General features: G+C 66.9%; 24 protein-coding genes and 5 tRNA genes. 14 read left to right on the top strand and 15 right to left on the bottom strand.

The annotated features are described in order from the left end of the window. The first annotated feature begins 80 nt into the window (after positions 1-80). From serS to MBR110_RS12845, 3 genes are all read left to right on the top strand, one after another. Positions 81-1,382, top strand: coding sequence for a serine--tRNA ligase (gene serS, locus MBR110_RS12855; RefSeq protein ID WP_014722636.1), 1,302 nt, complete (start codon positions 81-83; stop codon positions 1,380-1,382). 116 nt (positions 1,383-1,498) lie between these two features. Further along, positions 1,499-1,589, top strand: a tRNA-Ser gene (locus MBR110_RS12850). A gap of 245 nt (positions 1,590-1,834) precedes the next feature. After that, positions 1,835-3,370: a methyl-accepting chemotaxis protein gene (locus MBR110_RS12845; protein WP_014722637.1), complete on the top strand. Its 1,536-nt coding sequence runs from the start codon at positions 1,835-1,837 to the stop codon at positions 3,368-3,370. Positions 3,371-3,400: 30 nt separating this feature from the next. Here the strand turns inward: MBR110_RS12845 and MBR110_RS12840 are convergent, their stop codons facing one another. Next, on the bottom strand, positions 3,401-4,561 hold the full coding sequence (locus tag MBR110_RS12840; protein WP_045579368.1) for an alkane 1-monooxygenase: 1,161 nt from the start codon (positions 4,559-4,561) through the stop codon (positions 3,401-3,403). A 532-nt stretch (positions 4,562-5,093) separates the two neighbouring features. On the opposite strand from MBR110_RS12840, the gene MBR110_RS12835 reads away from it, so the two are divergent. The 5 genes from MBR110_RS12835 to MBR110_RS12815 all read left to right on the top strand — a co-directional run bounded on the left by MBR110_RS12835 (position 5,094) and on the right by MBR110_RS12815 (position 8,400). Further along, positions 5,094-5,759, top strand: coding sequence for a GNAT family N-acetyltransferase (locus MBR110_RS12835; protein WP_224019293.1), 666 nt, complete (start codon positions 5,094-5,096; stop codon positions 5,757-5,759). 167 nt (positions 5,760-5,926) lie between these two features. Further along, positions 5,927-6,697: a septum site-determining protein MinC gene (gene minC / locus MBR110_RS12830; protein WP_011883699.1), complete on the top strand. Its 771-nt coding sequence runs from the start codon at positions 5,927-5,929 to the stop codon at positions 6,695-6,697. Between the two features lie 59 nt (positions 6,698-6,756). Further along, the gene (minD, locus tag MBR110_RS12825) at positions 6,757-7,572 is read left to right on the top strand and encodes a septum site-determining protein MinD (RefSeq protein WP_011883701.1); all 816 of its coding nucleotides are present in this window, start codon (positions 6,757-6,759) and stop codon (positions 7,570-7,572) included. Between the two features lie 12 nt (positions 7,573-7,584). After that, positions 7,585-7,839: a cell division topological specificity factor MinE gene (gene minE, locus MBR110_RS12820; protein WP_006400798.1), complete on the top strand. Its 255-nt coding sequence runs from the start codon at positions 7,585-7,587 to the stop codon at positions 7,837-7,839. A gap of 159 nt (positions 7,840-7,998) precedes the next feature. Then, positions 7,999-8,400: a YXWGXW repeat-containing protein gene (locus MBR110_RS12815; RefSeq protein ID WP_011883705.1), complete on the top strand. Its 402-nt coding sequence runs from the start codon at positions 7,999-8,001 to the stop codon at positions 8,398-8,400. A gap of 116 nt (positions 8,401-8,516) precedes the next feature. Here MBR110_RS12815 and MBR110_RS12810 read toward each other — a convergent pair whose 3' ends face one another. Next, complete coding sequence (locus MBR110_RS12810) at positions 8,517-10,103, bottom strand: chloride channel protein (RefSeq protein WP_043290855.1); 1,587 nt, start codon at positions 10,101-10,103, stop codon at positions 8,517-8,519. A 173-nt stretch (positions 10,104-10,276) separates the two neighbouring features. Between MBR110_RS12810 and waaC the strand changes: the two genes are divergently transcribed. Next, positions 10,277-11,275, top strand: a complete 999-nt coding sequence (waaC, locus tag MBR110_RS12805) for a lipopolysaccharide heptosyltransferase I (protein ID WP_059460715.1) — start codon at positions 10,277-10,279, stop codon at positions 11,273-11,275. 34 nt (positions 11,276-11,309) lie between these two features. On the opposite strand, the gene MBR110_RS12800 is transcribed toward waaC, so the two are convergent. The 9 genes from MBR110_RS12800 to rph form a co-directional block, all read right to left on the bottom strand. After that, positions 11,310-11,489, bottom strand: a complete 180-nt coding sequence (locus MBR110_RS12800; protein WP_011883712.1) for a hypothetical protein — start codon at positions 11,487-11,489, stop codon at positions 11,310-11,312. A 98-nt stretch (positions 11,490-11,587) separates the two neighbouring features. After that, positions 11,588-12,898 (bottom strand): MFS transporter, encoded by a 1,311-nt coding sequence (locus MBR110_RS12795; RefSeq protein WP_045579505.1) that lies wholly within the window; start codon positions 12,896-12,898, stop codon positions 11,588-11,590. A 288-nt stretch (positions 12,899-13,186) separates the two neighbouring features. After that, positions 13,187-13,678, bottom strand: coding sequence for an energy transducer TonB family protein (locus tag MBR110_RS12790; protein WP_011883716.1), 492 nt, complete (start codon positions 13,676-13,678; stop codon positions 13,187-13,189). A 177-nt stretch (positions 13,679-13,855) separates the two neighbouring features. Then, the gene (locus MBR110_RS12785; RefSeq protein WP_011883717.1) at positions 13,856-14,149 is read right to left on the bottom strand and encodes a hypothetical protein; all 294 of its coding nucleotides are present in this window, start codon (positions 14,147-14,149) and stop codon (positions 13,856-13,858) included. A gap of 190 nt (positions 14,150-14,339) precedes the next feature. Then, entirely contained in the window at positions 14,340-14,741 is a 402-nt protein-coding gene (locus MBR110_RS12780; protein ID WP_011883719.1) for a hypothetical protein, read from the bottom strand. Between the two features lie 150 nt (positions 14,742-14,891). Next, a tRNA-Ser gene (locus MBR110_RS12775) sits at positions 14,892-14,979 on the bottom strand. 43 nt (positions 14,980-15,022) lie between these two features. Beyond that, positions 15,023-16,237: a radical SAM family heme chaperone HemW gene (gene hemW, locus MBR110_RS12770; protein WP_059462856.1), complete on the bottom strand. Its 1,215-nt coding sequence runs from the start codon at positions 16,235-16,237 to the stop codon at positions 15,023-15,025. 34 nt (positions 16,238-16,271) lie between these two features. Further along, positions 16,272-16,901, bottom strand: coding sequence for an RdgB/HAM1 family non-canonical purine NTP pyrophosphatase (gene rdgB, locus MBR110_RS12765; RefSeq protein ID WP_034194120.1), 630 nt, complete (start codon positions 16,899-16,901; stop codon positions 16,272-16,274). Continuing rightward, entirely contained in the window at positions 16,894-17,634 is a 741-nt protein-coding gene (rph, locus tag MBR110_RS12760; RefSeq protein WP_011883725.1) for a ribonuclease PH, read from the bottom strand. The genes rdgB and rph overlap by 8 nt, the downstream gene beginning before the upstream one ends. Positions 17,635-17,808: 174 nt before the next feature. On the opposite strand from rph, the gene MBR110_RS12755 reads away from it, so the two are divergent. The 4 genes from MBR110_RS12755 to MBR110_RS12740 all read left to right on the top strand — a co-directional run bounded on the left by MBR110_RS12755 (position 17,809) and on the right by MBR110_RS12740 (position 22,178). Beyond that, positions 17,809-18,732, top strand: a complete 924-nt coding sequence (locus tag MBR110_RS12755) for a YicC/YloC family endoribonuclease (protein ID WP_011883726.1) — start codon at positions 17,809-17,811, stop codon at positions 18,730-18,732. A 70-nt stretch (positions 18,733-18,802) separates the two neighbouring features. Further along, a complete protein-coding gene (gmk, locus tag MBR110_RS12750) occupies positions 18,803-19,486 on the top strand; it encodes a guanylate kinase (RefSeq protein WP_011883728.1) in 684 nt (227 codons plus the stop codon). Between the two features lie 58 nt (positions 19,487-19,544). After that, positions 19,545-19,748 (top strand): DNA-directed RNA polymerase subunit omega, encoded by a 204-nt coding sequence (rpoZ, locus tag MBR110_RS12745; RefSeq protein WP_006025620.1) that lies wholly within the window; start codon positions 19,545-19,547, stop codon positions 19,746-19,748. A gap of 63 nt (positions 19,749-19,811) precedes the next feature. Beyond that, entirely contained in the window at positions 19,812-22,178 is a 2,367-nt protein-coding gene (locus MBR110_RS12740; RefSeq protein WP_011883730.1) for a RelA/SpoT family protein, read from the top strand. A gap of 141 nt (positions 22,179-22,319) precedes the next feature. Here the strand turns inward: MBR110_RS12740 and MBR110_RS12735 are convergent. The 3 genes from MBR110_RS12735 to MBR110_RS12725 all read right to left on the bottom strand — a co-directional run bounded on the left by MBR110_RS12735 (position 22,320) and on the right by MBR110_RS12725 (position 22,676). Next, a tRNA-Arg gene (locus MBR110_RS12735) sits at positions 22,320-22,396 on the bottom strand. Positions 22,397-22,457: 61 nt separating this feature from the next. After that, positions 22,458-22,534: transfer RNA gene (locus MBR110_RS12730), tRNA-Arg, on the bottom strand. Between the two features lie 65 nt (positions 22,535-22,599). After that, positions 22,600-22,676, bottom strand: a tRNA-Arg gene (locus tag MBR110_RS12725). Positions 22,677-22,806: 130 nt separating this feature from the next. On the opposite strand from MBR110_RS12725, the gene greB reads away from it, so the two are divergent. Beyond that, positions 22,807-23,370 carry a transcription elongation factor GreB gene (gene greB, locus MBR110_RS12720; RefSeq protein WP_011883732.1) on the top strand — a complete coding sequence of 188 codons (564 nt, stop codon included), beginning with the start codon at positions 22,807-22,809 and terminating at the stop codon, positions 23,368-23,370. Positions 23,371-23,469: 99 nt separating this feature from the next. On the opposite strand, the gene MBR110_RS12715 is transcribed toward greB, so the two are convergent. Further along, positions 23,470-24,612 carry a porin gene (locus MBR110_RS12715; RefSeq protein ID WP_011883734.1) on the bottom strand — a complete coding sequence of 381 codons (1,143 nt, stop codon included), beginning with the start codon at positions 24,610-24,612 and terminating at the stop codon, positions 23,470-23,472. Between the last annotated feature and the right edge of the window lie 290 nt (positions 24,613-24,902).

The following is a 24,902-nucleotide window of genomic DNA, read 5'->3' as shown; positions in this document are numbered from 1 at the left end:
CTGTCCGTCCGGCCGATGCCGTGGCGCCGCCGCGGTGCGTTAGAATTCGCGTCTTACACAACGATTTTCCAAGTCCTCCCATGCTCGACATCCAGTTGCTGCGCAAAGACCTCGACGGCGTCGCGAAGCGCCTCGCCGATCGCGGCTACACCCTCGACGTCGCCGCGTTCTCCGCCCTCGAAGCGGAACGCCGTGCGATCCAGACCCGTACCGAAGAGCTCCAGGCGCGCCGCAACAGCCTGTCGAAGCAGATCGGCGCGATGAAGGGGAAGGGCGAGGACACGTCGGCCGTGATGGCCGAAGTCGGCGGCATCGGCGACGAGATGAAGGCGTCGGAGGTGAAGCTCGGCGAGATCCAGTCGCGCCTGTCCGACCTGATGCTGGGCATGCCGAACATCGCGCACGAAAGCGTGCCGGTCGGCAAGGATGAGGCCGACAACGTCGAGCTGCGTCGCTGGGGCACGCCGCGCCAGTTCGATTTCGACGTGAAGGATCACGTCGACGTCGGCACGCCGCTCGGCCTCGATTTCGAAACCGGTGCGAAGCTCGCCGGCGCGCGCTTCACGATGCTGCGCGGGCCGATCGCGCGCCTGCACCGCGCGCTCGCGCAGTTCATGCTCGACACGCACACGCAGCAGCACGGCTACAGCGAGACGTACACGCCGTACATCGTGAATCCCGAGATCCTGTACGGCACCGGCCAGTTGCCGAAATTCGCGGACGACATGTTCCGCGTCGAGAAGGGCGGCGCCGAAAACACGATCACGCAGTACCTGATCTCCACGTCCGAGATCTCGCTGACGAACACCGTGCGCGAGTCGATCGTTGATGCGTCGGCGTTGCCGATCAAGCTGACCGCGCATTCGCCGTGCTTCCGCTCGGAAGCCGGCTCGTATGGCCGCGACACGCGCGGCATGATTCGCCAGCACCAGTTCGACAAGGTCGAGATGGTGCAGGTCGTCGCGCCCGACACGTCGTACGCTGCGCTCGACGAGATGGTCGGCCATGCGGAAGCGATCCTGCAGAAGCTCGGCCTGCCGTACCGCGTGATCACGCTGTGCACGGGCGACATGGGCTTCTCGGCGGCGAAGACGTTCGACCTCGAGGTATGGCTGCCCGCGCAGAACACCTATCGCGAGATCTCGAGCTGCTCGAACACCGAGGCGTTCCAGGCGCGCCGGATGCAGGCGCGGTTCCGCAACGCGCAGGGCAAGCCGGAACTCGTGCATACGCTGAACGGTTCGGGTCTGGCGGTCGGTCGCACGCTCGTCGCGGTGCTGGAGAACTACCAGAACGCGGACGGCTCGGTCACGGTGCCGGAAGTGCTGCGTCCGTACATGGGTGGCATGGAGCGGATCGACGCACCGGTGCAGGCGTCGTAACGCGGGTCTTGCGAAGCCCTCGTAAAAAATTTTCAGAAAGGGCTTGTCAGCCGCGAAGCGATCGTCTTATAATCTTTTTCTCGCGGAAACGACCAACCGCGAAATGCAGCAAGGAAGGAGAGGTGGCAGAGTGGTCGAATGTACCTGACTCGAAATCAGGCGTACGGTTTCCCCGTACCGTGGGTTCGAATCCCACCCTCTCCGCCAAAATACGAAGCCCCGTGATTCGAAAGGATCACGGGGTTTTTCGTTTTGTCCGTGCGATCGCGAACGGAAGCGGTGTCGATGCCTTCGATGCCCCGCATGCGCGCCGGCAGGCATTCCGCTCCGCAACGTCGCCAGCACCGCCCATCCCCGCGGCTTCGCCGCTTCAGCCCCGGCCCCTTACGCCGTTAACAGAAGTCAGCAACGCGCGTTTTCCGCGTCGTCGCCGTCTTCCGATTCAAGGCCCCATGAAGCTCAGTTACAAGATTCCTCTCGCATTCGCCGTTGCGCTGTTGCTGATGTTCGGCGGCGCGCTGTACGGCATCCGCATTCTCAATCGCTCGATCGACACGTTCGCCAACGACGTCCAGACGCAGGTCGCCAACGAGCGGCTCGTGTCGGCGACGCTCATTGAATTCAAGCTGCAGGTCCAGGAATGGAAGGACACGCTGCTGCGTGGCAAGCAGCCGGAGATGCTCGACAAATACTGGCACGCGTTCGAGACGCGCGAGCGCACCGTCGATACGCTCGCCGCGCAGCTCGTCAAGCAGCTGCCGCCCGGCGACAGCAGAGCGCTCGTCGAGCAGTTCACGCGCGCGCATGCGGCGATGGGCGACGGTTATCGCCGCGGCTTCGACGCATTCAAGGCCGCGGGCTTCGAGCCTTCCGCCGGCGACGCGGCGGTCGCCGGCGTCGACCGGACGCCCGCCGCGTTGCTCGAACGCGCGGCGAAGGTGATCGCCGAGCAGAGCGCGGCGGTGTCCGCGCAGGCGAGCCGCGATGCGAGCTACGCGAGCGTGACGAGCGTCGTGCTGATGCTGATCGTGCTCGGCATCGCGATGATCGGCGCCTTCCTGTTCAGTCGCGCGATCTTGCGGCCGCTCGATCGCGCGGTCGCCTGTGCGCAGGCGGTGGCCGGCGGCGACCTCACGCGTACGGTCGACGCGGCCGGCCGCGACGAGATCGCCGATCTGCTGCGCGCGTTGCAGACGATGCAGGCGAGCCTGTCGGAGGTCGTGCACGAAGTGCGCACGCACGCCGAAGCGGTCGCGACCGCGAGCGCGGAGATCGCCTCGGGCAATCACGACCTGTCGTCGCGTACCGAGTCGCAGGCCGCGTCGCTCGAGGAAACCGCGGCCAGCATGACCGAGCTGACCGGCATCGTCGGTAAATCGGCTGAGCACGCGCAGTATGCGGCGCAACTGGCGCGCGACGCGTCCGAGGTCGCGTCGGCGGGCGGCGGGGTGATGACCGACGCCGTCCAGACGATGGACGGCATCGCCGCGAGTTCGGCGAAGGTCGGCGAGATCATCGCCGTGATCGACGGCATCGCGTTCCAGACCAACATCCTCGCGCTGAATGCGGCCGTCGAGGCGGCGCGGGCCGGCGAGCAGGGGCGCGGGTTCGCGGTCGTCGCGTCGGAGGTGCGCTCGCTCGCGCAGCGCAGCGCGTCCGCCGCGAAGGAGATCAAGGGGCTCATCGAGCAATCGACGCAGCGCGTCGATCAGGGCGCGGTGCTGATCGGCCGCGCGGGCGACTCGATCCGCGAGATCGTCGGCGCGGTCGAGCGCGTGACCACGATCGTCGGCGAGATCTCGTCGGCATCGCAGGAGCAGAGCGCCGGCATCCAGCAGGTGAACGTCGCCGTCGCGCAGATGGACGAAGCGACGCAGCGCAACGCGGCGCTGGTCGAGCAGGCCTCGGCCGCGACCCAGGCGCTCGCCGAGCAGGCGAACGCGCTGCGGCGCGCGGTAGCCGTATTCAGGCTGCCGCAGGCCGCTTGAGCGGCGCGGCCGCGACCGCCTAGGCCCGCGTCAGGTCGCGGCCGGATACTGCGCGAGCACGCGTTCGCGGATCGACGGCTTGATGTTCGACTGCGCCATGTCGCCGCCGTAATGTGCGACCACGCGCGGGTTCATCACGCGATACCAGAGCGGCGGCACATAGGCGAACAGGATCATCGTCGCGTAGCCGGCCGGCAGCTGCGGCGAGTCGTCGAAATGGCGCAGCGCCTGATAGGAGCGCGTCGGATTCGCGTGATGGTCGGCGTGGCGCTGCAGCTGGTACAGGAACAGGTTCGTGACGACGTGATTGCTGTTCCACGAATGCTGCGGCGTGCAGCGCTCGTAGCGGCCGCTCGGCAGCTTGCGGCGGCCGAGCCCGTAGTGCTCGACGTAGTTGACGACTTCGAGCAGCGACGCGCCGTACGCCGCCTGGATCACGAGGAACGGGATCACGACCGGGCCGGCCATCGCGATCGCGATGCCCCACACGACGACGGTCATCGCCCACGCGTGCAGCACCTCGTTGCGCCAGGTCCACGGCGAGCGGCCGAGCCGTTCGAGGCGTGCCTTCTCGAGCCGCCACGCCGAACGGATGCTGCCGGCAACCGTGCGCGGCAGGAACGCCCAGAACGACTCGCCGAAGCGGGCGCTGGCGGGATCCTCGGCCGTCGCGACGCGCACGTGATGGCCGCGGTTGTGTTCGACGAAGAAGTGTCCGTACGCGACCGGCGCGAGCGTGATTTTGGCGAGCCAGCGCTCGAACCGGTTGGTCTTGTGCCCGAGCTCGTGCGCGGTGTTGATCGAGATGCCGGTGGCGGCACCGAGCGACAGCGCGAAGCCGACGTAGTCGTACCACGCGAGCGCATGCGTGCCGACGATCCGCACGCACATGAAGAAGGCGACGTATTCGACCAGCGTCGCCAGATAGACGATCCAGCGGTAGTAGCGCGACCGTTCGAGCTGCGGCACCACGGCTTCGGGCGGATTGTCGCGGTCGTCGCCGATCAGCGTGTCGAGGATCGGGATCACGCCGAAGGCGAACAGCGGGCCGAACCACCAGAACAGGTGCACGCCGGTCGACAGCGCGAGTTGCGCCGCGAGGATCGGCAACGTGATCGTCACCGCGCCGAGCAGCCACAGATAACGTTTGCCATCCGACCAGCCCGAGGCCGGTCCGTCGGTCGTTGCCATCGTCTCCCTCCATTGGGGGCCGGCTGCGCCTGCAAGCGCGACGGCCGCTCGTGTCATTTCGTCGTGGTTGGTCCGCGATGCAGCGTGAGGCATGCGCGGCACCGGATCGATCGTCCGGCTGTGCCAGTTATACGACGGCCGCGGCCGCTTTCCAAACTCAGGCGCTAGGCGCGAAACTCCAAACGGCGGACCGCATGTTGGGCTCGCGGGCGGGCGGCGACGCCGGACGATTGAAACGGGCGTCGCGCAGCGCGATCCTCCCGCAAGGCCTGCGTTCTGATCAGATGAATGCATGCCGAGGCCTGTGCGACAGACGACGGCCGACGCTGCAACGAATGTTGCGTCGCAATATCGATCGCGCGACGAGGACGGCGCGCGCCGCGTTTTCGCATGTGCGGATGCCGGGCGCTGACGGTTTCGACGCCTCCGCATCGGACGTCGATTGCTGGAATGCCCGAGTGACAAGCCGAGCGAGGCGCACGGTCCGAAGGCCGGACGCGATCGTCGTGACGGTTCGCCGACCGACGGCAGCATGCTGCACCTGCACAGCGGCGGCGGCCCGCACGCGCTTGCGTTGCGCGCCGACTCTCGATCGGCGCGGCCGTTTGAAAATAACGATTTGACTCATGCCCCGCTTTCGGTTGAAGCTAGTAGCTTGCTGTCCGAAGGGGGCTGTGCCTGCATGAGTTCGACCTTGACCGTTCGTCGTATCGCTGCCGACCAGGGCAGCGTGTATCGCGAACTCCGCGCCGCGTCGCTTCGTGAGCCCTACGCGCCGGGCGAAGCGCCGGAGGCCGAATTGCTGAGCGTCGACGCCGACGCGGCGGCGGCCATTGCCGCGTTGCGCGCCGCGTCCGACGAGTCGACGACTTTCCTGCTGTACACCGAAGGCCATCCGGCCGGCATGATCGGCGCGTATTTCGACAATACGCCCGAGCGGCGCGCGTTCGTCAGCGAACTGTGGGTCGCTCACGCGGTGCGCCACCTGCGCGGCGGCGTGCTGCTGCTCGAAACGGCCACCGGCTGGCTGGCCGAGCGCGGCGCGCGGGACATCTACGCATGGATTGCCGATGCGAACCGCGACGCGATCCGTTTCTACGAGCGCGCCGGCTTCGGCAACACGGGCGAGCACGCGCCGGTCGCGCGGATGCCCGGCGCGATGAAGTCGTTGTTCGTATCCCACATCGATACACCGTGACGCGCGCCGGTGCGGGCCCGCGCCGAGCGACGAAGGCCCGTGTACGCGTCCCGCTGTCCGCGCGCCGGTCGCGCGCGTCTTGCGACACCGCTTGCCAGGTCGCCCAAAAATAATGGCCGGCCGCTTGGACGCCTGTAAAATACGCAAAAAATTTTTGCAGAGTGTCCATGTCGCTTAAAAAATCGCCATTCTTCGAGCTGCGCAGCGGATCGGTCGATACGTTGCTGTTCACCGTGAAGACGACCGATCTCGATGCGTTGCGTGCCGAACTGGTCAAGCGCTTCGAAGCGACTCCCGAATTTTTCGCCGACGACGTCGTCGCGATCGACGTCCGCCGCCTGGCGGAGGGCGAACGCGTCGCGCTCTCGGACATCCGCCAGATGCTGAACGACGTGCGGATGCGTCCGGTGGGTGTCGTCGCGCAGGCGTCGCAGGCGTGGGCGGCCGAAGCCGGCCTGCCGTTGCTCGAGGCGCGCGATCGCCGCGGGGCCACGGCGAAGCCGGAGCCGGCCGACGAGGCCGAGCCGCCTGTCGCTGCGGCGGCAGCGGAAGCGGTGCCGGAACCGGCGCCAGAGCTCGCACCGAGCGCGCCCACGACGGGTGCGCAGACGCTGGTGATCGACCGGCCGCTGCGTTCGGGGCAGCAGATTTACGCGAAAGGGGACCTCGTGGTGCTCGCGCCGGTCAGCCACGGCGCCGAGATCATCGCGGAAGGCAACATCCACATCTACGCGCCGTTGCGCGGCCGCGCACTCGCGGGCGTGCACGGCAACCACGATGCGCGCATTTTCTGCACGTGTCTGGAGCCGGAACTGATTTCGATCGCGGGTATCTATCGAACCACCGAGAACCCGTTGCCCGCCGACATACTGGGTAAAGCGGTGCAGATCCGGCTCGAAGAGGAAAAACTGATGATCGAACCGCTGCGCCTGACGTGATTCACGCGCTGCGCTCCGGATCGATCGGCTCTCATTGACGAACACAGGGTATTGGGTAAATGGCAAAAATCATCGTGGTGACTTCGGGCAAGGGCGGCGTAGGCAAGACGACGACGAGCGCCAGCTTCGCGTCCGGCCTTGCGCTGCGCGGCCACAAGACGGCCGTGATCGACTTCGACGTCGGCCTGCGCAACCTCGATCTCATCATGGGCTGCGAGCGTCGCGTCGTGTACGACCTCGTGAACGTGATCCAGGGCGAAGCGAACCTGAACCAGGCGCTGATCAAGGACAAGAAGTGCGAGAACCTGTTCATCCTGCCGGCGTCGCAGACGCGCGACAAGGATGCGCTCACGCGCGACGGCGTCGAGAAGGTGCTGAACGACTTGGCCGCGATGGACTTCGAATTCATCGTCTGTGACTCGCCGGCCGGTATCGAGGCCGGTGCACTGCACGCGATGTACTTCGCCGACGAAGCGCTGATCGTCACGAACCCGGAAGTGTCGTCGGTGCGCGACTCGGACCGCATCCTCGGCATCCTGTCGTCGAAGACCAAGCGCGCGACCGAAGGCAAGGAGCCGATCAAGGAGCATCTGCTGATCACCCGCTACAGCCCGAAGCGCGTGAGCGAAGGCGAAATGCTGTCGCTCGAGGACATCAGCGAGATCCTGCGCATCAAGCTGATCGGCGTGGTGCCGGAGTCGGAAGCCGTGCTGCACGCATCGAACCAGGGCTTGCCGGCCGTCCATATCGACGGCACCGACGTCGCCGAAGCGTACAAGGACGTCGTCGCGCGCTTCCTCGGCGAGGACAAGCCGCTGCGCTTCACCGATTACCAGAAGCCGGGCCTGCTGCAGCGCCTCTTCGGCAGCAAGTAACGGAGGCCGCCCATGTCCATTCTTTCGTTTCTCCTCGGTGAGAAGAAGAAGTCCGCGTCGGTCGCGAAGGAGCGCCTGCAGCTCATCATCGCGCACGAGCGGGTCGGCGGTCGTCCGCCGGCCGATTACCTGCCGGCGCTGCAGAAGGAACTCGTCGCGGTCATTTCGAAGTACGTGCAGATTTCGAACGACGACATCCGCGTGAGCCTCGAGCGCCAGGACGATCTCGAAGTGCTCGAAGTGAAGATCGAGATTCCGCAGGCCTGAGCTGTTCGCTCCCTCTCCGCACGGCGGCGCCACGCCGCCGTGCGCGTCTTACGCCCTGTTGCACTTTCGGGCACGCCGTAACACGGCGCCTGTCGGCCGCTCGCCGGCCTCCCGCATTGAACGAATACGCTCGCGTCATTCGTCAATCAGGAGGTTGTGATGGCTGTCTCTACTGTTCAACGCCGTATCGTTTCGCTGGCCTTGTGCGTCGCGGGCCTGTCGGCCGTCGTCGCGCCGCTCGCCGCGCGCGCGGACGAGATTCTCGTCGGCGCGCCGCTGATGGTGCCGTCGGGCCGGATGGTCGTCGCGGAGCCGGTCGCGATGCCGGCCGAGCAGATCGTCGTCGTCGCGCCGAACGCGCCGCCGCCGGTTCGCTACGAGGTCGTGCCGGACGCGCGCGTCGGCTACGTGTGGGAGCGCGGTCACTGGCGCTGGGAGCATGGCCGTTACGTCTGGATCGGCGGCCACTGGGAAGCCGAGCGTATCGGCATGCACTGGGTGCCCGGCCACTGGGATCAGCGCGGGCCGAACTGGTTCTGGACCCGCGGCCACTGGGCCTGACCGGGGGCTGCGATGAAACGGACCGCCATCGCGATTGCGCTCGTCGCCATCACGCTCGCGGGCTGTATCGTCGTGCCGGCCCGGCCGATTTACTATCGGCCCGCGCCGGTGGTGATCTACTGAGGGTCGCGCGGGTCGGCTGCCGTCGACGCCGGCGAGTCGGCATCGGGCCGTGCCGCAGAGGCGTGCGCTGCGTCGTGGCCGGCTGCGGGTGCCGATCCGGATGACGGCGATTGCGCCTGCGTCGCGACCTCTGCGTCGCCGTCTTCTTCGCGCAGCGTGTCGAGCGGATCGGCTGGCGCATCCTGCGGCTCCGTGACGCCGCTCGCGGCCGTAGCCGCCGCGGCAGCGGCAGCCGCCGCTGGTGCCGTAGCGGACGGTGCGGCGGCCGGCGGCGCGAGATAGCGCTCCGCGAGCGTTTCATAGAGCGGCGGGGCGAAGAAGCGCGCGATGCGGCTCGACACCAGCGCGGTCGCCATCAGCGAAATCACGAGCGCGTGGCCGTTGATCATCTCCATCACGATCACGAACGACGTGATCGGCGATTGCGTGACCGCCGCGAGGTAGCCGACCATCGCGAGCGCGATCAGCATCGGCAGGCTCATGTTGCCGAACGCGAGGTGCAGCAGGTTGCCGAACCCCGCGCCGATCGACAGCGACGGCGCGAAGATCCCGCCCGGGATGCCGGGCAGGTACGACCCGACCATCGACACCATCTTCAGAAACGGATAGAACACCGACAGCTGCTCGTGGCCGTCGAGCAGCCCGCGTGCCTCGGCATAGCCGCTGCCGAACGTCGTGCCGCCCGACACGATGCCCACGACGGCGATCACGAACCCGCACAGCGCGGCGAACGCGATCGGGCGCTCGCGATACAGCACGAGCAGGCGCGCGGGCAGCCAGCGTCCGGTGTTGAGCAGCAGCCAGCTGAACAGGCCGCCGGCGATGCCCGTCACGATCGCGGTGACGAGCACGGCGACCGCCAGCATCTTCGGGAAATGCTGGCCGGCGTTGATCGTGCCGAAGTACGTGTAGTTGCCGTTCACGCCCAACGCGACGACGCCGGCGAGGATGATCGCGGTGATCAGCACGCCGCTTGCGCGCGCGGAGAAGCTGCGCGTGAGTTCCTCGATCGCGAACACGATACCGGCGAGCGGCGTGTTGAACGCCGCGGACAGGCCGGCCGCCGCGCCGGCGAGCACCAGCTGCCGTTCGATTTGTGCGTTCGAGCGCGGATAGAGGCGCCGCAGGTTGAACATCAGCGCGGCGCCGACCTGCACGGTCGGGCCCTCGCGGCCGATCGTGAAGCCGCCCAGGATCCCCAGGAACGAAACCAGCACCTTGCCGAACAGGATGCGCAGCGTCAGCAGCCGCGAGCCGAATGCGCGCGGGCTCGCATGCAGCGTCGCGATGACTTGCGGAATCCCGCTGCCCTCGGCGCCGCGGAAGAAGCGGCGGGTGATCCACGCGGACGCCGCGGCGATCGACGGCGTCAGTAGCAGCGGCAGCCAGGCGGCGTGCTCGCGCATCGTGCGGAACGTGTCGTAACCCCAGTCGATCAGCCGCGCGTACAGCACGGCCGCGAGACCGACGGCGATGGCGCCGAGCCAGAAGACGCCGAACTGGCGCCAGATTCGCAGCGAGCGTCGGGTGAGGAGCGGAAACAGACGGGAAAGCGGGGCGGGAAGCTCTGAGCGTTGCATCGGCGTCGGCCGGCAGGGCAAAGGCGCATTATAGGAAGATTCGGATGCCATGGGCGCATGACAAAACTTTACGAAAACGACGCATTTTGTTGCAAATGTAATCTTGGTGTAATGTGTGGGGTCGCCAAGCGTCGTTAGCATGGCGAAATGGCAGGCCATTCCCCACAAGAAAAGTGAAACGCATCCTCATCGTAAAAGTGACCTCGCTCGGCGACGTCGTCCAGACGTTGCCTGTCGTCGCGGACCTCCATCGTGCGTTCCCCGGTGTGGCGGTCGACTGGGCCGTGGACGAATCCTGCGCCGAAGTCGTGCGCTGGCACCCCGGCGTCAGCAACGTGCTGTGCGCGCCGCTGCGGCGTTTCAAGAAGCTGCGCAACGGCGGTGACTTCAAGGCGATCTCCGCGTCGATCGGCGCGTTGCGCGCGCATCGCTACGATGCGGTCATCGATCTGCACGGCGTCTACAAGAGCGCGATCATCTCGGCGCTGGCGCGCGCGGGGCGCCGCGTCGGCTACCAGACCCAGGATCTCGGCGAGACGGGTGCGCGTTTCGCGTACTCGCATCGTTTCGGCCCGCGGCCGGACTGCGACGCGTGGCACGGCATGCGCGTGAGCGCCGGCGAGGCGCTGGGCTATGTCCCCGAAGGCGTCGCCGATCACGGGATCGTCGCGCCGCAGGACGCGCGCCTGCCGGCCGCACTGACCGACGGCGCGCCGTTCGTGCTGCTGTTTCATGCGACGTCCAATCCGGACAAGCAATGGCCTGCCGATCACTGGGCCGCGCTGGCCACGCAGATGATCGCGCGCGGCGTGCGCGTCTTGCTGCCGTGGGGATCGCCGGCCGAACACGACGACGCGCAGCAGATCGCCGCGCGGGCGCCCGGCGCGATCGTGCTGCCCGCGATGTCCGTGCGCGAACTGGGCGCGGCGATCGGTCTGGCGACGCTCGTGGTCGGTGTCGACACCGGCTTCGTGCATATGGCGCACGCATTGAAGCGCCCGACCGTGATGATCTTCGTCGCGACGTCGCGGCACCATTGCGGCATCGGCGGCGCGCCGCACGCGCTGTCGATCGGCGAGCCCGGTGCGCCGCCGTCGGTTGCGCAGGTGCTCGACGCGATCGATGCGGTCGGCCCGGCGCATGGCGCGCGGCGTGTGCGCTTGACGGCCTGACGGGGCTATCGACGCCGCTGTGCGCGCGAGCGCTTCACGCGAGCAACGCTTCGACCGTCACCACCGCCGCGATCGCGGCCAGATTCGCCAGCAAGGCTTCGACGAGCAGCCCGCGCCAGCTTTGCGGCCGAAAGCGCGCGGCGAGCAGCAGCGCGCTGCCGAGCGCGAGCGCGAGGATCAGCACGAGGTCGGCGTTGTTCAGATGGACGTTCATCGCGGCGCCTCCTTGAGATGGAGAAGTTCCGGGCGCGGTGCGCCCGGCTCCGAGTATAGGCAGCGCCGCGCGCCGTACAACGGGGGCTGTCCCGGAGTTCAGACGAGCGATGCGTCGCGGGTTTCGCGCATCAGCAGCACGCCGATCAGGCTCAGTGCCGCCGCGACCGACACATAGCCGCCGACCCACGACAGGCCGCCGCGCGCGGCGAGCAGCTGCGCGATGTACGGCGCGATCGACGCGCCGAGGATCCCGCCGAGGTTGTACGCGACGCCGGCGCCTGTGTAGCGGACGTTGGTCGGGAACAACTCGGGCAGCAGCGCGCCCATCGGCGCGAACGTCACGCCCATCAGGAACAACTCGAGCGTCAGGAACAGCGCGACGAGCGGCATCGAGCCGCTGCCGAGCAGCGGCTCCATCGCGAAGCCGGACAGCAGCGCGGCGATCGCGCCCGCGGCCAGCACCGGCTTGCGCCCGAAGCGGTCGGCCGCCCACGCCGACAGCGGCGTCGCGAGCCCCATGAACACCACGGCGAAGCACAGCAGGCCGAGGAAGCTCTGGCGCGGAATATGCAGCGCCGACACGCCGTACGACAGCGAGAACACCGTCGAGATATAGAACAGCGTGTAGCAGACCACCATCGCGAGCGCGCCGAGCAGCGTCGGCTGCCAGTGTTGGGAGATCAGCGTCGCGACCGGTACGCGCACGCGTTCGTCGCGCTCGAGCGCGGCCTGGAAGGCCGGCGTCTCGGCGATCTTCAGTCGTACGTACAGGCCCACCGCGACGAGCACCGCACTGACCAGGAACGGAATCCGCCAGCCCCAGCTGCGGAACTGTTCGTCCGACAGCGACAGCGCGAGCGCGAAGAACAGCCCGTTCGACATCAGGAAGCCGACCGACGGACCCAGTTGCGGAAACATCCCGAACCAGCCGCGCTTGCCGGGCGGCGCGTGTTCGGTCGCGAGCAGCGCCGCGCCGCCCCATTCGCCGCCGAGGCCGATGCCCTGGCCGAAGCGCAGCACGCACAGCAGCACCGGCGCGAGCGTGCCGATCGTGTCGTAGCCCGGCACGAAGCCGATCGCGGTGGTCGAAATGCCCATCACGAGCAGCGACGCGACCAGCGTCGACTTGCGGCCGATGCGGTCGCCGAAGTGACCGAACAGGAACGAGCCGATCGGCCGGGCGATGAACGCGATGCCGAACGTCACGAATGCCGACAGCGCCTGCGCGGTCGCGGAGCCGTGCGGGAAGAACACGGGCCCGATCACGAGCGCCGCGGCCGTCGCATACACGTAGAAATCGTAGAACTCGATCGCGGTGCCGATGAAGCTCGCGAACACGATGCGCCGATGGCTGACGGCGCCGGCCGAGCCGGTTGCGCGTGCAACGGCCGGGGGGAATGCGGACATGGATGTCTCCGTTTTATCGTTGGGGTGTTCGGCCGCGGCGAGCGCGGACTGGCGCAGCCGGGCGCGGCCGAGCGGATGACGCGGTGGCGTTGCGCGCCGCGTGTCGTGGCGCGGGCATCGCCCGCCGTTCGACGATGGAGACGGATAGGCCGCCGCCGCCGGATGCCGGCGTGATCGGCTCGCGTGCCGGATGCGGCGTGCGAACGCGTGCGCGGCGGGATGGCCGCGCAATGGCGAAAAATTATAGCGAGCGCGGCCGCGGAGCGGTAAGTGCGGAGTGCCGACGGTTCAATCGAGCGATTGCGCCTGCGCGGACGCGGTGCTCTGCAGCGCGAAGCGGCCGTCGTCGTTGAAGAGCCAGCCTTCCAGTATCTCCAGCCGGCCGTTGCCGTCGAGCAGTTTCGGCGGCGGAGGAGGCAGCGGCGCCGAGCGGCGCAGCGACGCCAGCGCAAGGGCTTCGGCCTCGCTGTCGCCGTTGCTGCGATAGACGGAAGCATTGACGACGCGGCCGCCGCGATCGACGGTGAACGCGACGACGACGAGCGAGCGCAGCATCGCCTGCGGCGTGCCGCGCGACACGCCCGACGGGTTGTGGTCGGCCACGCACCGCGCGACTTCGACGCGATACTGGTCGAGGTTCGCGCTGCGCACGACCGACGGGATCGTCAGCACCGAGTGCAGCGACGGCGGCGGCGTGATCGTGCAGGCGGCGAGCAGCGGGATGGCGACGAGCACGGCAATACGCCGCCGGCTGGCGCACGGGCGGAGAACGGAGCGCATGGGGAAGTGCCGGAGGGTGACGATACAAAAATGATAGGCGTCCGCGCGCGGCGTGTTATCCGGGGAAACGCATAGCGCGCGAAACGCGCCGTCGCGATGCGCGGATAACGGCAACCGGTGCGGCGCCGGGGCCACGTCGCGATTCGACGCGGCGGATGCAGCCACGGCCGAACGCGTTCAGTAGCCGTGCGTCACGAGCGCCAGAACGGACAGATCCGGATGTGTGCCGTCGACGATGCTTTTACCGATGTGCACGGCTTCGCGCACCGCTTCGTCGAGGCTCGCGAAGCTCTCTTCGCCGTCGGCATGGAACGCCACCGCATGATCGGGCAGGGCGGGATTCACGCCCGGATGGCACACATAGCCGGTGTAGGTATAACGCGCGTCGCTGCCGGGCGCGAGGCCGGGCACGACATGAATTTCGAAGCCTTCGTAATCGACGTGATCGGTCGCGGTCGACAGTTCGGTCATGGCGGTCTCCGTGTGCCGCGCGCGGGGATGGTGCGGGCGGCAGCGAGTCGCGGCGGCGGTCGTGTCGCCGTGCTGATCGAATTCTAGGCGATGGCGGCGCGGGTCGTCAGTGTTGCGTGTAGTGGGCCTTCGCTGCACGAAGCGGCCCGCAGTCGTTCTCACACCCGCTACGATCCCGCGGCAGCGCCGCTCAACGGGCGCAGCGCGCGTCCTTGCGCTGAATGACGAGGATCACCGGATATTTCTGGCCGTGATCGAGCTCCACCGGGGCGACGACGGTCAGCGTCGCCGGGTCGGAATCGTCGTACACGCTGACCTGCTCGTTGCGGATGTAGGTCACGCCGGTGCAGTTCGATGCGCGCCCGTCGTCCGACACCTTGCACTGCAGCTCGTTTTCCTTCAGGTAGTTGTACGGCGTCGGGCTCGCCAGATATTCGCGCAGGCTGCGCGGCGAGCCGCCGACGCCTTTCACGTACGCGATCGCGCACGACGGCGTTTGCGCGTCGGCGTCGGAGGCGGAATCGGCAGCCGCCGCATGCGTGCCGACCGTGGCCAGCAGCGCGACGAGCGAGGAGGCGATGAAGGGTTTCATGACGTGGGTGTCCCGTTTCGCGGTTCGGAGCGCCGGATTGTAACGGCATCCGGCGGCGCGCGTCGGCGCGTTGCGGCGCTGCGCGTGCAAACGCCGCGGACAAACAAAAACCCCGTCATTCGATGAATGGACGGGGTTTGGCGAATTTCCTGGCGGAAGCGGTGAGATTCGAACTCACGGACAGTTTCCCGTCGCCGGTTTTCAAGACCGGTGCCTTAAACCGCTCGGCCACGCTTCCACGCGAGGCGTGCATTGTAACCGAAATGCCGCGTCGTTCCGCGTCAATCGTCGCGCAGGAACAATTCCTGCAGGTCGTTGAGAAAGCGCTGGCCGAGCGGCGTCGGCGCGATCTGCGTGAAGTCGCGCGTGATGAGCCCGCGGCGTTCCGCTTCGTTCAGCGCCGGCTCGATCGTGCCCATCGGCAGGCCGGTGCGTTCGGCGAAGCTGTGGACCGGAAAGCCCTCCACGAGCCGCAGCGTGTTCAGCATGAACTCGAACGGCAGGTCGCGCGCGCCCACTTCACGTTCTTCCTGCACCGGCGTGCCGGCCATCGCCTGTTCGATGAAGGTGGCCGGATGCTTGTAGCGCGCCTGGCGCAGGATCCGGTTCGGGAACGACAGCTTCGTGTGGGCGCCCGCGCCGATTCCGAGATAGTCGCCGAAGCGCCAGTAATTCAGGTTGTGCTTGCACTGATGATTCGGCTTCGCATACGCGGACACCTCGTAGCGGCCGTAGCCGGCCTCGGCCGTGCGCTCGTGGATCCATTCCTGCATGTCGGCCGACGCGTCGTCGTCCGGCACGACCGGCGGAAACTTCGCGAACAGCGTGTTCGGTTCGAGCGTCAGGTGATAGAGCGACAGATGCGGCGGCGCATACGACAGCGCCGTCTCGATGTCGGCGCGGCATTCGGCGAGCGTCTGGTTCGGCAGCGCGAACATCAGGTCGAGGTTGAAGTTGTCGAAGGTCTGCGCGGCGATCTCGACGGCCGCGCGCGCCTGCGCCGCGTCGTGAATGCGGCCGAGCGCCTTCAGATGACCTTCGTTGAAGCTCTGGATGCCGACCGACAGGCGGTTCACGCCGCTCGCGCGAAACTGCGCGAACTTCGCCGCTTCGAACGTGCCGGGGTTCGCCTCGAGCGTGATCTCGGCGTCCGCGTCGAGCGGCAGCAGCGCGCGCACGTCGGACAGCAGCCGGTCGAGGCCGGCCGCCGACAGCAGGCTCGGCGTGCCGCCGCCGATGAACACCGTATGCACCTGGCGGCCCCACACGAGCGGCAGCGCCTGCTCGAGATCGGCGCGCAGCGCGTCGAGATACTCGGTTTCCGGGAAGCGCTCGCCTTTCCATTCGTGCGAATTGAAATCGCAGTACGGACACTTGCGCACGCACCACGGAAAATGCACGTACAGCGCGAGCGGCGGCAGCGACGTGAGCCGCACCTGCCCGGGCGACGTGAACGTCGCGACGACGCGCGCGCCGGTTTGCGCCGCCTGGCTCATGCGGCCTCCGGTTGCGAAGGCGTGACGTAGACGATCATGCGGTTTCCTCTGCGAGCCGCGCGAGCAGCGCGTCGAGCGCAAGCGCTCGATGGCTGTGCGTGTTCTTCACGGCCGGCTCGAGCTCGGCGGCCGTCGCGCCGAGCGCCGGCACGTAGAAATACGGGTCGTAGCCGAAGCCGTGCTCGCCGCGCGGGGTGTCGACGATCTCGCCGATCCAGCGCCCTTCGGCGAATAGCGGCTCGGGATCGTCCGGATGACGCACCAGCGCGAGCACGCAGCAATAGTAGGCGCGGCGGTCGTCGACGCCGCGCAGCTGCTCGACCAGATGCGCGTTGTTCGCCGCGTCGCCGCGAGCGCCGCCGGCACGCTGCGCATAGCGCGCCGAATAGACGCCCGGCGCGCCGCGCAGCGCGCGCACGCACAGGCCGGAATCGTCGGCGATCGCCGGCAGGCCGGTGAGGCGCGCCGCATGACGCGCCTTGGTCAGCGCATTCTCGATGAACGTGCCGAACGGCTCGTCGGCCTCGGGCACGGCCAGCTCGCCCTGCGGGACGATCTCGATGCCGACCGTCGAGAACAGCGCCGCGAATTCGCGCAGCTTGCCGGCGTTGTTCGACGCGAGCACGATGCGCGACAGCGGCGCGGCAGTGCGATCGTCAGACATGGTCGGCGCCCAGAACGTCCTTCTGCAGCTGCACGAGCCGGCCGATGCCGGCTTGCGCGAGGTCGAGCAGCGCGTTCATTTCGGCGCGCGAGAACGGCACGCCTTCGGCGGTGCCCTGGACTTCGACGAAGCCGCCGGCGCCCGTCATCACGACGTTCATGTCGGTGTCGCAGCGCGAGTCTTCCGCGTAGTCGAGGTCGAGCACGGGCGCGCCTTCGTACACGCCGACCGAGATCGCCGCGACGTGATCGGTGATCGGCGAGCGCGCGAGCTTGCCGGCCGCGATCAGCTTCGACACGGCGTCGTGCGCGGCGACGAACGCGCCGGTGATGCTCGCCGTGCGCGTGCCGCCGTCGGCCTGGATCACGTCGCAGTCGATGTTGATGGTGCGCGGGCCGAGCGCTTCCAGATCGAACACCGCGCGCAGCGCGCGGCCGATCAGGCGCTGAATCTCCTGCGTGCGGCCCGTCTGCTTGCCGCGCGCCGCTTCGCGATCGCTGCGTGTGTGCGTCGCGCGCGGCAGCATCCCGTATTCGGCGGTCAGCCAGCCCTGGCCGCGCTCGCGCAGGAATTCGGGCACGCGTTCCACGACGCTCGCCGTGCAGATCACCTTGGTATCGCCGAATTCGACGAGCACCGAGCCTTCGGCGTGTTTCGTGTAGTGGCGCGTGAGGGCGACCTTGCGCAGTTCGTCGGCGCGACGGCCGCTCGGGCGGGACAGGGATGACGTCATCGGGAATCGGGCACGGAAGAGGAAACCCCGATTTTAGCGCCGAACGGCGGCCTTGCCCGGCGGGGTCGCGCGCAAAAATGGGATAATGCGCGCTTCCCGCCCCGCGCCTTGCAATGCGCCGGGCGCCTCGACTTATTCCCGCCCGATCCGGGCACACCCACGGCGAGACGAACCATGATCTACAGCATGACGGGCTATGCGAGCGCGACGCGCGAACTCGCGACGGCTGCCGGCAACGGCGGCGCGAGCGTGTCGGTCGAACTGCGCACCGTGAACTCGCGTTTCCTCGACCTCAATTTCCGGATGCCCGACGACGTGCGCGCGTGCGAGCCGGCGCTGCGTGAAATGCTGATGAACAAGCTGTCGCGCGGCAAGGTCGACGTCCGTATCAACCTGCAGCGCGGCGAGCAGAGCATCGGCGCGGGCGCGCTGAACCAGACGGCGCTCGGCCAGCTCGCCGAGCTCGAGCGCTCCGTGCTCGATGCGTTCCCGGGCGTCGGCCGCCTGCGCGCCGGTGAAGTCCTGCGCTGGCCCGGCGTGCTGGCCGAGAGCGGCGTGTCGGCGGACGCGATCCGCGACGCGGTGCTCGCGTGCGGCAAGGAAGCGATCGGCGAGCTGGTCGTGGTGCGCTCGCGCGAAGGCGCGCAACTTGCGACGATGCTGCTGTCGAACGTCACCGAAATGGAGGCGATCGTCGCGCGCATCACGCCGCTCGTGCCGGAGCTGATCGCGAAACATCAGCAGAAGATCGTCGAGCGGCTGCAGGAAGCGCTTGGCCTCGCGGCGCCGGAAGGCAGCGCGACGATCGTCACGCGCGAGGAAGCGGCGGAGCGCATTCGTCAGGAAGTGACGATGTACGGCATCCGCATCGACATCGCGGAAGAGCTGTCGCGCCTCACCGCGCACCTGAACGAAACGCGTCATGTGATCGAGAAGGGCGGCCGCGTCGGCAAGCGTCTCGACTTCATGATGCAGGAACTGAATCGCGAAGCGAACACGCTCGGCTCGAAGGCGGCGGCGAAGGAGCTCGCCGACGCATCGATGGCGCTCAAGCTGTTGATCGAGCAGATGCGCGAGCAAGTGCAAAACCTGGAGTAACAGAGATGAAACGATCCCCATGCTCACTACGTTCGCTGCCCCCCGAGGGGGCGGCCCGGCGGAGGCTGTCATGACCGATTCCCATCGCGACGGCCACGCGTCGCATGCGCTGCACGGCGGCGTCTATCCCGGCAACCTGTTCATGGTCATCGCGCCGTCGGGCGCCGGCAAGTCGACGCTCGTGAACGCGCTGCTGTCGAAGGACAGCGACATCTGCCTGTCGATTTCGTACACGACGCGCAAGCCGCGCCCGGGCGAGCAGGACGGCCAGCACTATCACTTCACCACCGTCGAGGATTTCCGCGCGCGTCACGCCGCGCACGAATTCCTCGAAAGCGCGGAAGTGCACGGCAACTACTACGGCACGTCGCGCGTGTGGATCGAGGAGCAGATGGCGAGCGGCCACGACGTGCTGCTCGAGATCGACTGGCAGGGCGCGCAGCAGGTGAAGCGGCAGTTTCACAACGCGGTCGGCATCTTCATCCTGCCGCCATCGCTCGATGCGCTCGAGGAGCGTCTGAAGAAGCGCGGCCAGGACGAGCCGAACGTCATCACGCGACGCCTGCTCGCGGCAGGCAGCGAGATGGCGCACGCGTCCGAAGCGGAATACGTGGTGATCAACGAGAATTTCGATCGTGCGCTCGCGGAACTGGAGTGCATCGTCGCGGCGACGCGCCTGCGTTTTGGTTCGCAGTACGCGCGACATGCGGAGCTGTTCATCGAACTCGGCATCCATCTGCCCCACGCGGAATGACGCGAGGGTAGAGGGACATAAGGTAGAATAACGACTATATTCAGAAGGAATTTCCAACATGGCTCGCATTACCGTCGAAGACTGCCTGAAGCAAATCCCCAACCGCTTCGAACTGGCGCTCGCCGCCACCTACCGCGCGCGGCAGCTCGCGCAAGGCCATACGCCGAAGATCGAAAGCCGCGACAAGCCGACGGTCGTCGCGCTGCGCGAAATCGCTGCGGGTCAGGTCGGCGTCGAGATGCTGAAGAAGGTGCCGGTGTAACGCGCATCCGGCCCGTTCCAGCCATGTAGTGCACGCGCGCAACGACTCGACCTGGAGGCGAATATGAGCACCACCCCATCGTCCGCCTCCGCGGATTCGACCACCGAAGTCACGGCCCAGTCGCCTGCGCGCCAGTACATCGACGCGGTCCTCGAACAATCCTTCCGGCATCTGTTCGGGCCGACCGCCACACCGGAGCAGCCTCGCAAGCACGGCGTCGTTTCGATCGCGAATCTGACGACCGCGCTTGCCGAGTATCTCGGTCCGGACGAAATCAAAGAGGTCAAGGCGGCGTTCCACTTCAGCGACGAAGCCCACCTCGGTCAATATCGCCAGAGCGGCGAACCCTACATCACTCATCCGGTCGCCGTCGCGGAAATCTGCGCCGGCTGGAAGCTCGACGCGCAAGCCGTGATGGCCGCGCTGCTGCACGACGTGATGGAAGACCAGGGCGTGACCAAGAGCGAGCTGGCCGAACGGTTCGGCCCGAAGGTCGCGGAACTGGTCGATGGCTTGTCGAAGCTCGACAAGATGGAATTCCGCAGCCGCGAGGAAGCGCAGGCGGAAAACTTCCGCAAGATGCTGCTCGCGATGGCGCGCGACGTGCGCGTCATCCTCGTCAAGCTCGCCGATCGGCTGCACAACATGCGCACGCTCGGCGCGGTGCCGATGGAAAAGCGCCGCCGCGTCGCGCGCGAGACGCTCGACATCTACGCACCGATCGCGCACCGCCTCGGGTTGAACAACACGTATCGCGAGCTGCAGGACATGAGCTTCGCGAACTTCAACCCGCATCGCTACGCGACGCTCGAGAAGGCCGTGAAGGCCGCGCGCGGCAATCGTCGCGAGGTGATCAGCAAGATCCTCGAGGCCGCGCAGCGTGCGATGACCGACGCGAAGATCGACGCGGAAATCACCGGCCGCGAAAAGACCATCTACAGCATCTACCGCAAGATGCGCGACAAGCAGCTGTCGTTCTCGCAGGTGCTCGACGTGTACGGCTTTCGCGTCGTCGTCGACAACCCGCTCGACTGCTACACGTGCATCGGCGCACTGCATGCGCTGTACAAGCCGGTGCCCGGCAAGTTCAAGGACTACATCGCGATCCCGAAGATCAACGGCTATCAGTCGCTGCACACGACGCTCGTCGGCCCGTTCGGCGCGCCGATCGAGTTCCAGGTGCGCACGCGCAAGATGCACGAGATCGCCGAGGCCGGCGTGGCCGCCCACTGGCTGTACAAGAACGGCGGCGCCGATCTGAACGACGTGCAGAAGCGCGCGCACCAGTGGCTGAAGTCGCTGCTCGACATCCAGAGCGAAGCGGGCGATTCGAGCGAGTTCCTCGAGCACGTGAAGATCGACCTGTTCCCGGACGCCGTCTACGTGTTCACGCCGAAGTCGAAGATCATGGCGCTGCCGCGCGGCGCGACGGCGCTCGACTTCGCGTATTCGATCCACAGCGATCTCGGCAACCAGTGCGTGGCCGTGAAGATCAACAACGAATTGCTGCCGCTGCGCACCGAGCTCAAGAGCGGCGATATCGTCGAGGTGATCACGGCGCCGTATTCGAAGCCGAACCCCGCGTGGCTCGGCTTCGTGCGCACCGGCAAGGCACGTTCGGCGATTCGTCACTATCTGAAGACGATGCGCCTGAACGAGTCGGTGCAACTCGGCGAGCGGCTCGTCGACCAGAGCCTGAAGGGTTATGGGTTCGCGCTCGCCGACGTGACGCCGGAGGTGTGGGACAAGCTCGTCCAGTGGACCGGCAACAAGAGTCGCCAGGAAATCTTCGCGGACATCGGCCTCGGCCGGCGGGTGGCGGCCGTGATGGCCAAGCGCATCGAAGTGCTGATGAGCGGCCGCGACGCGGACGACGATCTGCCGAAGTCCGAGCGCCATCCCGCGCACCATGCGCCGCCGGTCGTGATCACCGGCACCGAAGGCATGTCGGTGCAGTTGTCGGCATGCTGCCGGCCGATTCCGGGCGATGCGATCATGGGCTATATCGGCATCGGCCTCGGGATGGCGATTCATACGACCGATTGCCGTGTCGCGCAGCGCATCCACCGGCGCGATCCGGGGCGCTGGATCGACGTCGAATGGGCGCCGCAGCCGGGCAGGCTGTTCGACGTCGCGGTGAAGGCGCTGGTCAAGAACACGAAGGGCATCTTCGCGCGCGTTGCGGCGGACATCACGTCGGCCGACGCGAACATCGTGCATATCGCGATGGACGAAGATCTGACGCACGAGTCGACGGTGCTGCGCTTCGTCATCCAGGTCAGCGACCGCCTGCATCTCGCGAACGTGATGCGCCGCGTGCGCACCAATCCCGACGTGATGCGGATCATGCGCGAACGCTCGACCGAGGACGGCGCGCATGCGCGTCACGACGGCGGCATGCGGATCGAGCGCGAGCGCCAGGATTACTGACGCTGCACGGTTGCGGCGAGTCGAGACGGCGGCCACGGGCCGCCGTTTTCTTTGGGGCGACGGAAGGGAAGCCGAAGAAGGGAGCGGAAGAGGGGAGCGGAAAAGAAAAAAGGGCCTTCCCGGAGGAAGGCCCTTCTGAGGTGGCGCGGCTGGCAGGATTCGAACCCACGACCCCTTGGTTCGTAGCCAAGTACTCTATCCAACTGAGCTACAGCCGCACGCAAGACGGTACTGCTTCAACTGTCGGAACCTTCTGCGATGGGAAGGCCCCCAAAAAAGTGGCGCGGCTGGCAGGATTCGAACCCACGACCCCTTGGTTCGTAGCCAAGTACTCTATCCAACTGAGCTACAGCCGCACGCAACAACAAACACTACTGCTTCGAACTGAAAGGGCCTTCGGTTTGGAAGGCCCTCGAAAAGGTGGCGCGGCTGGCAGGATTCGAACCCACGACCCCTTGGTTCGTAGCCAAGTACTCTATCCAACTGAGCTACAGCCGCACGCAGAAGCGGAAGTATAGCAGGGTTGTATAAAAAGGGAAGCCTTATCCGCAAAAAATGTCGCCTGATCTTGCGTGCCCGCGTTCGTGTACCCTTGGGGCATCAGTCATTCACGTATCGAATCAGCATCATGAACAAGGCGTTTGTCAAAGAATCGGAAGGCGACGACGACGATCTCGACCCCGGTCAGCCGGCGATCCCGGCGGGCACCAAGAACTACATCACGCCGGCCGGCCACAAGCGGCTCAGGGACGAGTTGCTGAACCTGATCGACGTCGAGCGTCCGGAGGTCGTGCGCCTCGTGTCGTGGGCCGCGTCGAACGGCGACCGGTCCGAGAACGGCGATTACATCTACGGCAAGCGGCGGCTGCGCGAAATCGACCGCCGGATCCGCTTCCTGACGAAGCGGCTCGATCTCGCCGAAGTCGTCGACGCGAGCCGGCAGGAGAACGTCGACCAGGTGTTCTTCGGCGCGACCGTCGATTACGCGACGCCGGACGGCGAGGACCACACCGTGACGATCGTCGGGATCGACGAGGTGGACCTCGACCGCGGCTGCGTCAGCTGGATCTCGCCGATTGCACGGGCGCTGATCAAGGCGAAGATCGGCGATACCGTCACGTTGATGACGCCGGCCGGCCCGCAACCGATCGACGTGCTCGACGTGCGCTATCCGGCGCGGGACGACGCATGAGCGCGTAGCGGCGTGCGGCGTCGCAGCGGTGCGTATCGACGTCCGCGGCGCCCGCACGGCCAGCCCCCATGACGGCGGCGCGATCGCCGCAGCAATGGTTCAGAAGCGGTGGCGCATACCCGCGGTGACGGCGATTTGCTTGTTCGTCGACGACGCGCTGCCGAGCCCGTTGATGTTCGCGCCGATCGCCAAGCCGTCCGCGTTGACGCGCTGGTATTCCCCTTGCAGATACAGGTCGGTGCGCTTCGACAGCGCATAGTCGGCTTGCAGGTTGAACTGGTGCCAGCTGGGCGACTGGCCGTCGAGGCGGGCATCGGTGTAGGTGTACGAGCCGGCCAGCGAGAATGCCGGCGTCAGCGCATAGCGGCCGTTCACCTCATAGTTGTTGAAGCGCGTGCCGCCCGTGAGCGCGATGCCGCGCGACACGCCCGACTGTCCGGCGCTGATGCCGGCCGAATCGGTGAGGCGGGTCTGCGTGAACACGAAGCCGGCGGTCGCCGGGCCGAAGCCGTAGTTCAGGCCGGCGCCCCAGGTACGCTGGCGGCCGGCCGCGAAGGTCCAGTCGCCGGCCACGGCGCCCGGGTCGCTCGCTGCGAGCGCCGGCGCGTTGACGTTGTTGTTCAGCTGCATGTAAGCGGCCGCGACGTTGAAGCCGAGGTAGCTGTATGACGCGCCGACGCTGTATGCGCGATTGTTCGCGAAATTCGTGGCGTTCGAGAAGCCGTACAGCGCGCCGAATTTCAGGCCGCCGTAGTTCACGCTCTGGTATTTGATGGCGTTGTTGATCCGGAACGAGTTGTTCAGGTTGTCGTTGTCGAACGGGTGCGCGAACTCGGTGCCGCCGTACTGCGTGCCCGTGAGCGACAGCGGCCCCAGGTAATCGACGACGCTGTCGTATTGGCGGCCGAGCGTGAGCGAGCCGAAGCCGTCATGCGCGAGCCCGACGAATGCCTGCCGGCCGAACTCGCGGCCGTTCTGCTTCAGCGTGCCATTGTTGATGCCGAAGCCGTTCTCCAGCGTGAAGATTGCTTTCAGGCCGCCGCCGAGATCCTCGGTACCGCGCAGCCCCCAGCGGCTGCCGTTGATCGAGCCGCTCGTTTCCTGCCACGCGCTGTGGCCGCCCTGGTTGTTCGTGTAGGTGATGCCGGCGTCGATCAGCCCGTATAGCGTGACACTGCTTTGCGCATGGGCGGCGATCGCCGGAATGCCGGCCAATGCGGCAACGATCAGCGTCTTTTTCATGATCTGTCTCCAAACGATTGTTGTCGATCGAAGCCGCAGCGGGCTGTCGCGCGCATCGCCATCGAGCGGTACGCGCGTGACATGTGGGGCAGCGGCCGCTCAGTCACCAATCCGTTTTGTAGTGTATGAAGCGCCGTGGCTCCGGTAGAGAAGCGCGTGCCGCAATACTGTATTTAGGATGGCGCAAGAATGGTCGCGCGGGCGGAGTGCCCCGATTATCCGGGCATTGCGGCGGCGCAACATACGATTGCAGTCGTCAGCAGTGCGTACTGACGTTGCGCCGTCGCGAC

The sequence above is a fragment of the Burkholderia sp. MBR-1 genome (assembly GCF_013822785.1).
In the GTDB taxonomy this organism is placed as follows: Bacteria; Pseudomonadota; Gammaproteobacteria; order Burkholderiales; family Burkholderiaceae; genus Burkholderia; species Burkholderia vietnamiensis.
This window is presented reverse-complemented; position numbering and strand designations above follow the sequence as displayed.

Coding starts and splice junctions, on each gene's coding strand:
- MBR110_RS12845 (WP_014722637.1), top strand. CDS start 1,835: ATGAAGCTCAGTTACAAGATTCCTCTCGCATTCGCCGTTGCGCTGTTG.
- MBR110_RS12810 (WP_043290855.1), bottom strand. CDS start 10,103: ATGCAACGCTCAGAGCTTCCCGCCCCGCTTTCCCGTCTGTTTCCGCTC.
- MBR110_RS12715 (WP_011883734.1), bottom strand. CDS start 24,612: ATGAAAAAGACGCTGATCGTTGCCGCATTGGCCGGCATTCCGGCGATC.
- MBR110_RS12740 (WP_011883730.1), top strand. CDS start 19,812: ATGAGCACCACCCCATCGTCCGCCTCCGCGGATTCGACCACCGAAGTC.
- MBR110_RS12755 (WP_011883726.1), top strand. CDS start 17,809: ATGATCTACAGCATGACGGGCTATGCGAGCGCGACGCGCGAACTCGCG.
- hemW (WP_059462856.1), bottom strand. CDS start 16,237: ATGAGCCAGGCGGCGCAAACCGGCGCGCGCGTCGTCGCGACGTTCACG.
- gmk (WP_011883728.1), top strand. CDS start 18,803: ATGACCGATTCCCATCGCGACGGCCACGCGTCGCATGCGCTGCACGGC.
- MBR110_RS12795 (WP_045579505.1), bottom strand. CDS start 12,898: ATGTCCGCATTCCCCCCGGCCGTTGCACGCGCAACCGGCTCGGCCGGC.
- minD (WP_011883701.1), top strand. CDS start 6,757: ATGGCAAAAATCATCGTGGTGACTTCGGGCAAGGGCGGCGTAGGCAAG.
- MBR110_RS12835 (WP_224019293.1), top strand. CDS start 5,094: ATGCTGCACCTGCACAGCGGCGGCGGCCCGCACGCGCTTGCGTTGCGC.
- greB (WP_011883732.1), top strand. CDS start 22,807: ATGAACAAGGCGTTTGTCAAAGAATCGGAAGGCGACGACGACGATCTC.
- MBR110_RS12785 (WP_011883717.1), bottom strand. CDS start 14,149: ATGACCGAACTGTCGACCGCGACCGATCACGTCGATTACGAAGGCTTC.
- MBR110_RS12780 (WP_011883719.1), bottom strand. CDS start 14,741: ATGAAACCCTTCATCGCCTCCTCGCTCGTCGCGCTGCTGGCCACGGTC.
- MBR110_RS12840 (WP_045579368.1), bottom strand. CDS start 4,561: ATGGCAACGACCGACGGACCGGCCTCGGGCTGGTCGGATGGCAAACGT.
- MBR110_RS12815 (WP_011883705.1), top strand. CDS start 7,999: ATGGCTGTCTCTACTGTTCAACGCCGTATCGTTTCGCTGGCCTTGTGC.
- MBR110_RS12790 (WP_011883716.1), bottom strand. CDS start 13,678: ATGCGCTCCGTTCTCCGCCCGTGCGCCAGCCGGCGGCGTATTGCCGTG.
- minC (WP_011883699.1), top strand. CDS start 5,927: ATGTCGCTTAAAAAATCGCCATTCTTCGAGCTGCGCAGCGGATCGGTC.
- rdgB (WP_034194120.1), bottom strand. CDS start 16,901: ATGTCTGACGATCGCACTGCCGCGCCGCTGTCGCGCATCGTGCTCGCG.
- MBR110_RS12800 (WP_011883712.1), bottom strand. CDS start 11,489: ATGAACGTCCATCTGAACAACGCCGACCTCGTGCTGATCCTCGCGCTC.
- rph (WP_011883725.1), bottom strand. CDS start 17,634: ATGACGTCATCCCTGTCCCGCCCGAGCGGCCGTCGCGCCGACGAACTG.
- serS (WP_014722636.1), top strand. CDS start 81: ATGCTCGACATCCAGTTGCTGCGCAAAGACCTCGACGGCGTCGCGAAG.
- minE (WP_006400798.1), top strand. CDS start 7,585: ATGTCCATTCTTTCGTTTCTCCTCGGTGAGAAGAAGAAGTCCGCGTCG.
- rpoZ (WP_006025620.1), top strand. CDS start 19,545: ATGGCTCGCATTACCGTCGAAGACTGCCTGAAGCAAATCCCCAACCGC.